General features: G+C 56.2%; 14 protein-coding genes and 1 pseudogene. 9 read left to right on the forward strand and 6 right to left on the reverse strand.

The annotated features are described in order from the left end of the window. Positions 1–504: 504 nt before the first annotated feature. Positions 505–663, reverse strand: a complete 159-nt coding sequence (locus GXY01S_RS19210; RefSeq protein WP_258376198.1) for a helix-turn-helix domain-containing protein — start codon at positions 661–663, stop codon at positions 505–507. A 248-nt stretch (positions 664–911) separates the two neighbouring features. On the opposite strand from GXY01S_RS19210, the gene GXY01S_RS15000 reads away from it, so the two are divergent. From GXY01S_RS15000 to GXY01S_RS15040, 9 genes and pseudogenes are all read left to right on the forward strand, one after another. Then, a complete protein-coding gene (locus tag GXY01S_RS15000) occupies positions 912–1,121 on the forward strand; it encodes a transcriptional regulator domain-containing protein (RefSeq protein ID WP_061276399.1) in 210 nt (69 codons plus the stop codon). 133 nt (positions 1,122–1,254) lie between these two features. Next, complete coding sequence (locus tag GXY01S_RS15005) at positions 1,255–1,692, forward strand: DNA -binding domain-containing protein (protein ID WP_061276401.1); 438 nt, start codon at positions 1,255–1,257, stop codon at positions 1,690–1,692. A 164-nt stretch (positions 1,693–1,856) separates the two neighbouring features. Further along, the gene (locus tag GXY01S_RS17440) at positions 1,857–2,198 is read left to right on the forward strand and encodes a helix-turn-helix domain-containing protein (protein ID WP_082770908.1); all 342 of its coding nucleotides are present in this window, start codon (positions 1,857–1,859) and stop codon (positions 2,196–2,198) included. Further along, positions 2,195–2,671, forward strand: a complete 477-nt coding sequence (locus GXY01S_RS15010) for a DUF2840 domain-containing protein (protein ID WP_061276403.1) — start codon at positions 2,195–2,197, stop codon at positions 2,669–2,671. Before GXY01S_RS17440 ends, GXY01S_RS15010 begins: the two co-directional genes overlap by 4 nt. Then, on the forward strand, positions 2,668–3,237 hold the full coding sequence (locus GXY01S_RS15015) for a S26 family signal peptidase (protein WP_061276405.1): 570 nt from the start codon (positions 2,668–2,670) through the stop codon (positions 3,235–3,237). The genes GXY01S_RS15010 and GXY01S_RS15015 overlap by 4 nt, the downstream gene beginning before the upstream one ends. 67 nt (positions 3,238–3,304) lie before the next feature. Next, complete coding sequence (locus GXY01S_RS15020) at positions 3,305–3,634, forward strand: DUF736 domain-containing protein (RefSeq protein WP_061276407.1); 330 nt, start codon at positions 3,305–3,307, stop codon at positions 3,632–3,634. 56 nt (positions 3,635–3,690) lie between these two features. Further along, positions 3,691–4,089 (forward strand): annotated as a pseudogene (locus GXY01S_RS19315) (lytic transglycosylase domain-containing protein); the annotation flags it as partial. Positions 4,090–4,552: 463 nt separating this feature from the next. Further along, positions 4,553–6,349: a relaxase/mobilization nuclease domain-containing protein gene (locus tag GXY01S_RS15035; RefSeq protein ID WP_061276413.1), complete on the forward strand. Its 1,797-nt coding sequence runs from the start codon at positions 4,553–4,555 to the stop codon at positions 6,347–6,349. A gap of 115 nt (positions 6,350–6,464) precedes the next feature. Beyond that, positions 6,465–6,917: a hypothetical protein gene (locus GXY01S_RS15040; protein WP_061276415.1), complete on the forward strand. Its 453-nt coding sequence runs from the start codon at positions 6,465–6,467 to the stop codon at positions 6,915–6,917. Between the two features lie 16 nt (positions 6,918–6,933). Here the strand turns inward: GXY01S_RS15040 and GXY01S_RS15045 are convergent, their stop codons facing one another. The 5 genes from GXY01S_RS15045 to GXY01S_RS17455 form a co-directional block, all read right to left on the reverse strand. After that, positions 6,934–7,386: a DUF2285 domain-containing protein gene (locus GXY01S_RS15045; protein ID WP_169797758.1), complete on the reverse strand. Its 453-nt coding sequence runs from the start codon at positions 7,384–7,386 to the stop codon at positions 6,934–6,936. Between the two features lie 121 nt (positions 7,387–7,507). Then, positions 7,508–7,789 carry a transcriptional regulator domain-containing protein gene (locus tag GXY01S_RS19220; RefSeq protein ID WP_370664484.1) on the reverse strand — a complete coding sequence of 94 codons (282 nt, stop codon included), beginning with the start codon at positions 7,787–7,789 and terminating at the stop codon, positions 7,508–7,510. 216 nt (positions 7,790–8,005) lie between these two features. Beyond that, a complete protein-coding gene (locus GXY01S_RS17450) occupies positions 8,006–10,549 on the reverse strand; it encodes a TonB-dependent siderophore receptor (RefSeq protein WP_255210461.1) in 2,544 nt (847 codons plus the stop codon). 150 nt (positions 10,550–10,699) lie between these two features. Beyond that, positions 10,700–11,704 (reverse strand): FecR family protein, encoded by a 1,005-nt coding sequence (locus GXY01S_RS15050; RefSeq protein WP_061276419.1) that lies wholly within the window; start codon positions 11,702–11,704, stop codon positions 10,700–10,702. Positions 11,705–11,811: 107 nt separating this feature from the next. After that, positions 11,812–12,333 carry a sigma-70 family RNA polymerase sigma factor gene (locus GXY01S_RS17455; protein WP_169797759.1) on the reverse strand — a complete coding sequence of 174 codons (522 nt, stop codon included), beginning with the start codon at positions 12,331–12,333 and terminating at the stop codon, positions 11,812–11,814. Positions 12,334–12,575 lie beyond the last annotated feature (242 nt).

A 12,575-nucleotide genomic window follows, 5' to 3' on the forward strand; every position in this document is an offset into this window, starting at 1 on the left:
ACCTACAAAAATATGCCATCGCGCAGCCCACTGAAAAATTTCTTGAGCATGTTGAGCAGCTTCTTTGCTTATCCAACAGGAAATTCCGGAAGCATTACATGGGTTTTGAAGCGCCAACTTTTGTTTCCGTGGATTACTGGAGAATGCAAAAGGTGTAAAATCTTCCTGCGTCGAGGGATTTCCTTCACAGCCATGATAAATTTTCTTGTTTACCGCCTGCCCTATTGAAGGACACCCTTTAGGAAAGGAATCTGGAAATTTTGACAACGAACTTCTCTTCTCTCGTGCAACTCAAGCATCGGCTATTGGTGATAATGATATAGCTTTTTTTAACGAGCACCATAGGCAGATTTTCACAAACACTTTTATAACATCTGATATTCCGACGGCATAATTATAACATAACAAAAATATTTGAAATTTGTCGGAATTTCATAATAAAAATCAAAAATATTCATTTATTATTGATATGCTTATTCTAATATCTGCAGAAGAGTTGCTGCCTCAACCCCTAACGCTTTCGCCAGCCGGATACTGACACCGCTCCAGCGAACTGATGTAGGTCCGGTCAATCTCCGCGAGATGGGCAAGTTCCTCCTGCGACACACCGCGCTCACGCCGGTATCGTTTGAGGTTCGCTGCCAGAATCTCCCGTATGTTCATACGGAACAAGGCAACCTCTTGAAGAGTATTTAACCACGGAGTATTTTCTACATTCCTGAGCGGACACTCAGGCGCGCGGCATCGACAGGCTTTCTCTTTCGTAGCTCATGAGCCTGCCATCACTTTCATGAAGTGAATCATGCGGTTACGTGATACGACCTTCGCTCTATGCAAGCTCGTTCCGTTTCTGAAATCCTCGGCTTCTCACAAAATCAGCGACAAACGGACCTGATCCGGGAGGCCGCCCCATGCCGCTCGACGTCTGGCAATCAGAGACCGACCGCGCCGCCCTCAAACGCCTGGACGAGACCGGGTTTGCTGGTGCCTTCATGCGGCGCTGGGCCACCTATCGCAAGGATCACGCCGAAACGGCGCGGCTGATAGCGGCAGGTGCGCCCAATCCCAACACGGAATGGGATGCCTTCTGCCAGCGCTGGAGGATACGTTTTCCCGCATAACCCGGAGATACCCGTCACCCGCGTGCCCGTGATCTGGCGACCGGGCGTCACATCCAGCGTCATCAGCCTGACACACGCTGTTGACGGCTTCACTCCGCCTGCCCTTCCCTCCTGGCGCTCACTGGGTCGTCCCTTGTTCGATCAGACCGACCAACTGGGCCGTGCCATCGTGGTAGCGACGCCTTCCGCCACGTTCAGTCTTTCCCTTCATGGCGAGGCCGCAGCCTACCCGGCAGTCCATATCCCCGTTGATCCCTCCTACCGACGACGCAGTGATGAGGCCGCCCGTTTCTGCGCCCATGTGCTGGGCTATCGGCTGCCCGCACGCCATCCCCGCCGAATTACCCCGACACGCTGGCGGCAGCTTGCCCTGCGTCTACATGCCTTCGATCTGGATGCGGCGGGCACCAGCCTGCGCGACATTGCGGCGAAACTGCTCGACCCGGACGCCCGGACCATGCCCGACGACATCTGGCGCGATTCCGCCTTGCGTACCATGGCCCGCACCCTGCGCGACGAAGGCAGCGCACTCGTTCATGGCGGGTATCTCTCGCTGCTGGACGGACTCTGACCTTTCTCCTTTCCGGCCTTATCCTGCTCCCCATTACGCTTCGGGGGTGGAGGAATTCGCGCACGTCATTTCCTCCACTCCCAGACCGCTTCTTTCCCGTCAGCCTCCCCTTACCGGCCCTGCTTCAGCCTCTTGGAGCACGCCGTACCGACAGGGAGGTTTTCATGACCGACGCCACAAAACCCAAATCGGGCTCACCCGTGCCACCGACACAACCGACGTCCGAGGTCGCTGTCCCCGCACGCCCGCTCACATCCCCGGCCCGCATCCTGCGCCCCTATCTGCGCGGGGGCGAGGCCGCTGAACTGATCGGGGTCTCCATTCGCACATTGGAAAAATACCGCTGCACCGGCGGCGGTCCACCATTTCTGAAGGTTGGCTCGCGCGTCCTCTATCTCCGCGAGGACGTAGAAGCATGGCTTCAGCGCCATCGCTGCCGCAACACCTCGGACGACAACTATGCCGCCGCCCTGCGTGAGATGCCCTCACGGAGGAACCGACCATGAGAGCGGATGATCCAAACCTGACCACGGTCGAACTGACCTTCATAGAAAAGCGCATCGAACACTGGATCAGGTTTGGCAGGCCGGTCTCCGACCGCGTGCTCGACAAACGCCGCCGCCTGCTGAGTTTCACGTCCGGCAGCACCTTCGGCTTCATCCGCTGGGCCGCCAATGATTACGGCACGATCGTCTCCTGCCTCGCCATCGTACGCACCGTGGAGAGGGGCACCGCTTTCCAGACCGTGCCCTTTGTCTGGCCCGGTGGCGACCTGCTGCTTGACGTGTCGGGCTGGCCGCAGGTGAAGCATGTTCTGGAGGTGATCGACCAGATTGAGCGCTTCGGCTTCGATCCCTGCGCCGTCTCCCCCGATCACTGGCGGCATGTCCATAACCGTATCACCGCCGGGCAGGAACCACGGCCCTACACACAGCCCCTGCACGCGGCATGGCTGAAGCGTGCGAGGCTGGTGTCATGACCCGGCGCGCCTGGTTCTTCGGCACGTATTTCGTCGTGCTGGCGGTAGGCGTGTCCGCCGCCGTGCACATCGCCCCCCGGTTGCTATGGAACAGCACGGCCAGCGTCCCGGTGGGGCTCTATCGGCTCCGTGCCGACAGTGTTCTGCATGTCGGGGATATTATCGCCCTGCATCTGCCCGACCGACTGGCCCTGCTGCTGTCACAGCGCGGTTACCTGCCGCTCGGTGTGCCCTTGCTCAAGCCCGTCGCGGCCTTGCCGGGACAGACCGTATGCCGAGCAAACGGCAGCATCACGATTGATGGTAGGCATGTCGGCGACGCACTGACCAGTGATCATCGGGGCCGTCCGTTGCCGGTCTGGCAGGGCTGTCGTCGTCTGGGACGTGACGAGATTTTCGTCATGAACCCGGCGGAACCGCGCAGTCTGGACGGGCGCTATTTCGGCCCGCTTCCCGCCAGCACGATGATGGGACGCGCAATCCCCATCTGGCTCACGACCGGACGGATTGCACCGGGCCACGACGAAAGACCTCATCCGGTACTGCTGTCGCCTCCACTTCAGTAACGCGGCGTAGCCCTGCCCCAGTTTTCAATTCTTTGTCCTGCAATCCGCAGATCAGGAGAGACGTATCATGATCCGTCTTGGTACTTTCACGCGCACCACAAACGGCTTTTTCGGCCAGATCACCACCTTTCTGATGGAGGACGATCTGTCGATCCTCCCCATCTCAGACTCCACCACAGAGAACACCCCGGATTATCGCGTCCTGCGCGGTCTGGAAGATGACGCCATACAGGTGGGCTGCGCCTGGGCACGTCAGGGCGAGCGCATCGGGTTGTGGCTGGCCGTGATGATTGATGACCCGCTTTTCGCCCGGTCCCTGCGTGCCCGGCTGCTGCCGGACCGGGACGAACATGACATGTTCCATCTGGTCTGGAACCGTCCCCGAACGCCGTCATGATCCGCGTTAAAACAGTGCCCGATCTGCTGGTGGTCTGCGCCGGATTTACCATCTCCATGCAGACGGCCAGCGCTGCGCCGTTCGAGACCTACGTCACCGAGGCCGCGACACGGATGCAGATTCCTTCCGCATGGATTGCTGCCGTGATGCAGGCCGAAAGTCAGGGTGATGTCCGCGCGGCATCACCGAAGGGCGCGATGGGCCTCATGCAGATCATGCCCGACACATGGCGAGACCTGCGCCGCACCCTCAATCTCAGTGCCGATCCCTATGATCCGCACGACAATATCACGGCGGGCGCGGCGTATCTTCGATGACTGCATGACCGCTATGGCGATGCGGGTTTTCTCGCCGCCTACAATGCCGGTCCCGGACGGTATGAACAGCTTCTGACATCAGGAAAAATGCTGCCTGACGAGACGCGGAAATACGTCACGAGAGTCACCCGGCTGCTGCATGGAGTGGAGGTTGACGGCACAATTTCCGGCGTAAGTTTTGTCGATCAACTGCACGAACAAACACCGTCCGGAAGTCCGATTTTTGTGGGTGCGTTTGCATCCCGAAAGGTGGCTCAGGGTGCCCCCGAGGCGATGCCAATTTTCGTTCAGGTGACGCAATCAGAGGCCACACCTCATGGCCTGTTCGTCCCTGTTTCGCAAAGGAGCGTGCCGTGACGAGGGTTTTACGGCATGAGCGGGGAAACCTGTCATCCCATCGGAAGCGCTTCGGGTGTGTGTCGGGGGTTGAGGGGCTCGGGAAACATGAAGAATTAAGAGGGCAAGATAAAACGGCCTGCCACGACACAACGCAATCCGCTGTCGCGTCTTGCTTTTGTGTGTGCAGGCTGGGTCGGTCGTGTGCAGGGTTTCAGGTTTTGCCCCGTTTTCCTGCGGGATTTTCCTGCACAGTGGGGTTCTGATGGCCCGCGACGAGGATTTCCGGGTCCGTCCGGGCCGTATCCGGAGCACGGGACACGCGGCCCGGCCTCGGAGTTTTCTGGTACAGGTGCTCCATGCCTCCCGACGCGCGGGCGGAGGAGCTGGCGGCAGCCCCGGAAAGGGAAAAGGCAGCAGTCCGCGTTCTGGCCCCTCGACCTTCGGGCGGGGGCATTCCCGCTTTGGCAAAAGCCGCCTGTTCGATGCCCATCGCCACGTCACCGTCAAGGCTCGCGTGGTGCGACAAAGTGGGTACGGCGCGCGGCCCGGATCGCTGGCCGATCATCTCGCCTATCTGCGCCGGGATGGCGTCACCCGTGACGGCGAGAAAGCGCACCTGTTCGGGCCGGATGGTCAGGAGATGGACGCCGGGGATTTCGCCGCGCGCTGCAAAGACGACCGCCACCATTTCCGCTTCATCACCTCGCCCGAGGACGCGCCGGAGATGACGGACCTCGACGGTTTTACCCGCGACCTCGTGCAGCAGATGGAAGCCGATCTCGGCACGCGACTGGACTGGGCCGCCGTGTCGCACTGGAACACCGACAATCCGCATGTCCATCTGATCGTGCGGGGTATCGATCGGGAAGGGGCCGATCTGGTCATCGCCCGCGACTATATCGGCCATGGGTTACGCTCGCGGGCGGAGGATCTGGTTTCCCTCGAATTGGGGCCACGCGCCGAGCATGAAATCGAAATGGCTCTGCGCCGGGACGTATCGGCGCAACGCTGGACACGGCTTGACGCAGAATTGCAGCGCAACGCCGACGACATGGGCATCGTGGACCTGCGAGCCGATATTTCAGGCGCACACGCCTTCGGGCGAGACGCGACGCATCGCGCCCTTCTGACCGGCAGGGCGCAAACGCTGGAACGCATGGGGCTGGCCACGTCCGCAGGGCCGGCCCGATGGTCACTCGCGCCCGGCATGGCGGACACGCTACGCGAGATGGGTGCGCGCGGCGATATCATCAAAACCATGCACCGCGCCATGACGGGGCGCGGCCATGACAGGGTGATCTCTCCCGGCGATTATGTGATCTCGGGACGTGATCAGCCCGTCGCCTTGACGGGCCGCCTGCTTGAGCGCGGGCTGCACAACGAACTGACCGGCGAAGCCTATGCCGTGATCGACGCCACGGACGGGCACATCCATCATGTCCGCTTCCCCGGCGTGGACGCCTTCCGCGACGCGCCGCCCGATGGCGGCATCGTGGAAATCCGCACCGCGACCGGCAGGACAAGCGGGAAGGATTATCTGGTTCTGTCCGCGCGTTCTGATCTGGACCTTGCCGCCCAGGTCAAAGCGCCGGGTGCCACATGGCTGGATCATCGGCTGGTGGAACGCCAGCCGATGGACTTGGCCCGTACCGGCTTCGGGGCCGAGGTACGGCAGGCCATGCAGGAGCGCACCCGGCATCTCGCGGATCGCGGGTTGGCTTCGTTCCAGCAGGATGGATCGGCCCGCTATCAGCGCAACCTCCTGACGACACTACGCCAGCAGGAACTCGATCAGGTCGGCGCGAAACTCGCGAAGGAAAGCGGGCTGACCTACGAGCACAGCATTCCGGGCAACTTCGTCACCGGCCAGTATGTGAAACGCCTCAGCCTGTCCTCGGGGCGCTTCGCCATGATCGACAACGGCATGGGCTTCCAGCTTGTGCCCTGGGCACCGTCGCTGGAGAAACAGCACGACCGGTATGTCGATGGGATCGCGCGTGATGACGGGGGCGTTGACTGGCGGCACGACCGCAAACGCGATCTCGGGATCAGCATGTAATCCATGCCACCCGTTCCTTTTACGTCATAGCCCGCTCCGATACGGAGAGCACGATTTCAGTCTTGTTTCTGGAAAAAGGCTTCGGTCACATCATGACTTTTCATGGAGGGTTTCCATGCGTGACCGCCTGAACGTCTCCCTGCCCGTCGCCATGATCTCGCAGATCGGCGATCTTGCGACACGCCGGAAGGTGACGCGCTCCGCCGTGGTGGAAGCAGCAGTCGCCTCGCTCCTGTCACCCGACAGCGCCGAGAAAACGGAAGCCGCGCTCACACGGCGTCTGGATCGGCTGACGCGCCAGATGCAGCGGCAGGAGCGCGACCTGATGATCGCGCTGGAAACACACGCCCTGTTCATCCGCTTCTGGCTGGGACAGATGCCGCCCCTGCCCGCCGAGGCGCAGGCCGCAGCCAACGCGTTGGGGCAGGAACGCTTCGCCCGGTTTCTGGATACGCTGGGGCGGCGTCTGTCTCAGGGACGATCCTTCCGGGACGACATCCCCCTCGATATTCCCGCCATGCGTCAGCGGCCTGCTGACATGGCGGACGATGCGCCACCCCGATCATGATTCCCTGCAATAACGATCATCCCTCAAGCAGCAGCTTGAGATACCCGCCTTCCACAAGCGCGATGCCTTCGTCGCGCCAGTCCTTCGCGTTCCTGCGCCAGCCATGATCGCGCCATTCGTCCAGAGGCATGGTCAGGGCACGGCGATTAATCAGGACGGCGGCAATGCGCCGTTCGTCAGCCCCGGCCCGATGCAGATCATAGGCATGCAGACAGCGGATCAGATGCAGGGATCGAAACGGCGTGATGACCGGCGGCACACGCGATGGCAGCCTGAAACCCAGATGATGGGCCACGAAGCGCCCGGCTTCGTACCAGCGGCTTCGATAATGGGGATCGATCGGGATCACGACCGCAGGCCGCTTCGCAGCAGCGGGATCGTCCAGCAGGAAGAAAAATGTCCCGAAAGTGCCGGTCACGGTGACGGAGCGCCCCGCGTCGTCCTCGCTGTCGAACAGGATACGTCCCATCGCCTCAAAATCCAGCGAGTGGAGATCACTGAAACCCCGTGGCGCATATGTCAGACTGATGATCCGGGTTGTATCTTCCCTACGCCAGATCACGGGTTTTCGGGTTATGGGGATGTCCGGATCATGTACAAAAACGTAACCTCCATCGGTCCCGGAACGCCGCCCATAGGAGCGAGGGATTGGCGCTGGCTCCGGCCCGCAGCAAAGTATCCTTATAATCGCTGACATAGCGCGTCCAACGGCGCATGAAAGCCCCGGCAAGAGCGGAGGCTGACAGGGTTCTGAGGATGGCCAGATCGGCCTCGGAATGCCAGATGTCGGATGGCATAGAGACGGTCCTTATCGGCTGGGGAGCCACCGACCCGGCGCGACAAAACACGCCGCATCTGTCAGGCAGCCTCATGTTTCTTGTTACATTGGGTTCTCACACTTGTGGCCTGGCCCCATGCATGTTGCACAGAGCCATCCGACGAATTCGACAGGGGCCGCCCCACGATTGTTGCACAGGACGTCCTGCGCATATTGCAGCGGCGTTGCCCCACGACTTTGGCATCGAGACGAGAGGCAATACATTGAATCTAAACAAGAAAAGTCGATGTAGTTTTCAGGTAGGGAAATTTCACCAATTATACGTCAGATTTCCGTAAATTCGCCTACCTTGACCAAGGTAACAAACTGTTTTTGAGCATCTTGTTTCATAATATGTGTTAGCAAGATTAGACATTGCCACTTGTGCCGTTAATCCTTTCAAAAAAGGAATTTCCTGCCCAAAATCATAATGAACACCGGCATCAAACAAAATATAGGGTCTCGTCTTAAAAGACTCCACGTTATCCGTATACGTGAACCCAGTATATCTAGCACCAAAATTTACACCCAGCCCTTTAATGAAATTATTTGGCAGCATATAGTCTGAAAAAAACGAAAACATATTTCGCGGAACATATGGCACTGTCATCCCTTCTTGAGAAAGTGCATTTCCATATGATTCTGACGTAATGGGGTTATATCTCTTGGCGGTAAGATTGGACTTCGCATACCGGATATCGGTATAGCTGTAGGAAGCTATAATTTTTAAATCATTCGTAATATTTGCATTGGCCGCAATCTCAAACCCTTGAGATTTAACTCGGCCAGCATCCGTACTATAATTTGTGTGTTCCAAATCGCTTATAAGATAATGATCTTCGTCAATGTGGAAAGCTGCTGCGGTCAATAAAATATCCTTATTAGGAACTTTATATTTCAATCCAGCTTCGAGTTGCTTCCCTGTTAGTGGTGAAAATGGATGGCCCTGATAGTTGGTCGATCCGATTTGAGGCACGAACGACGTCGAGTAACTAAAATATGGTGCTAATCCGAAATTGAAATTGTATATTAAGCCAGCTCGCCATGTAAATGCGGACTGGGGTTGGGGTTTGTCAGTACTTAGGTAGTCCTGGCTTACCTTAACATTTTCTGTATTTTCATTTGTAGATGTGGAATCTGCTTTGTATTTCATATTGACCCAATCTTGTCTGCCGCCAAGAAGGATGGATAGCCTCTTCCATTTTATTTGATCCTGAAAATATATGCCCTCCTGAAAGTAACTACTGTTGTATACAGCCCCTGTTAATTGGCACCCTGCATGGTTCCACGTAAAGCAAGGCGAATAACTATAATTGGGTCTATATAAATTTACAGATGGATTTGAAGTATAATCATAGGAATATTGTGAATTGTAGTTGTATTGACGGAAATCGGAACCGACAACCCATGTATGGTTTAAGGACCACGTGTTAAATTTTCCAAAAAACCTCGCATCCATCCCTACGGTGTTTGTATTTGTATGATAGTCCATTGGTTGGAGCGGCGCAGTCGTATCAGTTAACGTACCCGTCTTTAAGTAAGTATCCTGTTGATTCCAATTACTATTTTCCCATCGGAATACCTGACTGAAATTGATATACTTGTTAAATTTGTGCTTAAACTGATATTCAAACATAGCGTCTTTGTTTCCGTTATTATTCCAACTAGGTTCTCCTAAAAATGTACTCCGTGAAATCTGACCGTTTGGGTTTGGGGATAATGTGCCTATGCGGGGATATTGACTGGCAGTACCTTCACCCGGAGTGTACATATACATACCGGTCAAAGTTAAAGACGTTTTATTATCTATATCCCACGTTAAAGACGGGAGTACCCCTACCCGATGATAATCAACATAATTGGTTTGGGTTCCTTGAGTAACGCCGATGCCAGCAATTCTATAACGAATATTTCCTGACTTCGTAACTTTATCACTGATATCGAAGGTCGCTTCGTAACGGCCCCAGTTGCCGAATCCAAGTGAAACCTGATGCAAAGGTGTATCAGTTGGCTTCTTCAGGCTCATTCCTATCATGCCACCTGGTGTTGTTTGTCCATACATCACAGATGCAGGTCCATTTACAACTTCAATGCGTTCTAAAAACGCCGTTTCTCCGGCACTTGTAGAATTAGTCATAAGACCATCGACGAACTGCGAAGTACTGAAGCCACGCTGCATAATGCCTGTATCTGCTCCTTTCGGAGAGCCATTGCCATATGTCCCTTCACTCTCGGACATTATTCCTGGAGAGTATCGAAGAGCTTGTGCAACACTCTGAGGCTGTTGATCCACCATTTGCTGCTTCGTAATGACCGAAATAGAATTCGGAATTTCCATAAGAGGCGTATCAGTTTTAGTGCCCGCCATCGTGTTTTCAGCAACGTAGCCAACGCCGGGACCGGTTGGGTCTTGCCGCGTAACCGTTCCACCCACACGAACCGGACCAAGCGTGATGTTGGCTGATGCTTTCACAAGCGTCACAACATTCCCTGAAAGGCGATAGGTTAGCCCCGTGCCTGCAAGCAACTGTCCTAGTGCCTGCTGCGCACTCATACGCCCCGTCACACCAGCAGACGACAATCCCTGAATAACGGACGTCTCTACCGAAACCTGCTTTCCAGACTGCGCCCCAAAAGACGTTAATGCCTTTGCCAGAGAGCCGGGAGGAACGGAAAAGCTTTTTGACTGGTCGGCAGTCATCGTAGATGAAACTACCGTTTGAGCAAAAGCACCTGATGTTCCGGCAACGGAAGCCAGTGCCGAGCTTGTCATCAGAATTGCAGCTATAATTTTTCGGTCAGCACCGACACCCACGTTCCGTCGCAACGGCATTGTTTCCCTTACTGTGCTCTACTTAGCAGGGGAGACGCCGTTAATGCGACTGCATTGCAGTTTCATCCCCTACTTGAGCGACGGGTGCCGAGAAAATTTTTTCCCTCTTTTTTATGATCGAATACGAAAAAATTAGAAGTCAGAGATTATGACAAGCCAGGGCGTCACACGCCTTACGGCTACACCTTCATGAGCCTGCGCCAAGGCATGGAGCGCTCCCAGTGGGTTATTCAGATCATAAACCCCTGTAACTCGGCGTGCAGCAAAGTCTGAACTACCGAGCACGATCATCCCTTTGAAGTAGGGACGAAGCTTTTCCACCACATCAGACACCGGCTGATCGCTGGCGATCAACTGTCCATGTCGCCAAGCGGCGATCTCGTTCCCATCAGCATTCGCGCGGTGGAAACCGCCCGTCCATCCCACGCGGATCGCCTGTCCTGCCTGCAAATGTTCTGAAATCCGAAAAGAAGGAGAGGCGTCTACCTGTACGGCTCCCTGCACGACCGCAATATCCGTACTATCCGCCTCAAAAGCGACTTCAAACGCGGTGCCGATATCCGTTGTGCGGACGCTATGAGCATCGACAGCAAACGGGCGCGCTGCATCATGCGTAACTTTAAAAAAGGCACGACCTTTCAAAAGACGAATATTGCGTTGAACCCCTTTATAATCCACAGAAACGGCACTCTGAGGGGCAAGTTCAACGTCCGTACCATCAGCAAGTCGGATCGACTGCTGCTGAGCCGTGCCCGTTATATAATCAGCCTGCCACCAGAGAAGAGCTTTCGGGGCTATCAGCAGAGCGAGACAGGCCGCCAGTGCCATTCCTGCCCCGGCTACAGGAACCATTCGCCTCGACAGGATGCGCTTCGATGGGCGAGGAGCCACCTCATCCGCCAGGTCTCGCACTTCAAATACACGGACAGCAGCACCTTCATGCACTGCTGCGGGACCAATCAGGTCATATGCCTGCGCCGTCTCGGCCCACGCTTTTCTGTTGGCAGGGTGAGCCGAAAGCCAGTCAGCAAAACGGGCGCGCAGATCGGGATCGTCAGGCTCATCTTCCAAAAAGATAAGCCAGTCCGTTGCTTCCCTTGCAGCCCGTTCGTCTTCGCTCTCTGTCCCTGCCGTCATTCCTCTCCCGATACTCAAGCATCATGTTGGTCGCCGCATGCCCGAACATGGACGAGATCAATCCTTACTTCATAAACGAAGCAGCGCAGATTTTTTTCTATAATGATTTACGGGAACGACTTCAGACGTCTCCGACAATGTGCCACGCCTTCGGCAATCAGATTATGCGCACGCGTTACCGAGATTCCCAGCCGCGCGGCAACCTCTCTTGTCTTCAATCCCTCAAGACGGTGCAATTCCACAGCCATTCTTGTGCGTTCCGGGAGTTCTGCAAGAGCATCGCGCACAATAGCCAGTTGCTGACGATGCTGAATCTCGACTTCGGGAACCGCCCGCTCATCTGGTTGAAGATGGGTTGTCTCGCTTCCGTTACCCGAGATCACATAACGACTACGGCTGATCTGCGCCCGTCTGCCGTCGAGAGCAATATTTCTGACAATGCGGAAGAGGTAGCGGAGCGGTTCACGAACGAAATTCGGGTCAGCCTGGGAGACTGTCGAAAAACGAACCCATGCTTCCTGAACGATATCCTCGCTTTGCGTCGTAGTCCCCGTCACAGCGGTCGCGTAGTCGACCAGCCGCTTGCGGTTCTGCACGAACAGACTCAGATTGTCCTTCTCGCTGTCCAAAGGTGCGCTGTCCACTTCATCACGCGGTCATACGAATCCGCTTCACCACATTTAAGAACCATTCTTATCTGGTAGCTACGTGAGGACGACCTGGAAGGCAAGGAGAAGGTTCGCGGGTTGGCCCCGCATTAGGAGGCCTGGGCCGATTCCTGCCCTTCCCGCCGCTCTACTGGCGCGCCTCTCACGCAGCGTTGCTACGCGAGAATTCGTTTCCTGCTGATTCCTATATGATTCCAGTTGTG

The organism is Komagataeibacter xylinus NBRC 15237, from assembly GCF_001571345.1.
Lineage (GTDB): Bacteria > Pseudomonadota > Alphaproteobacteria > Acetobacterales > Acetobacteraceae > Komagataeibacter > Komagataeibacter xylinus.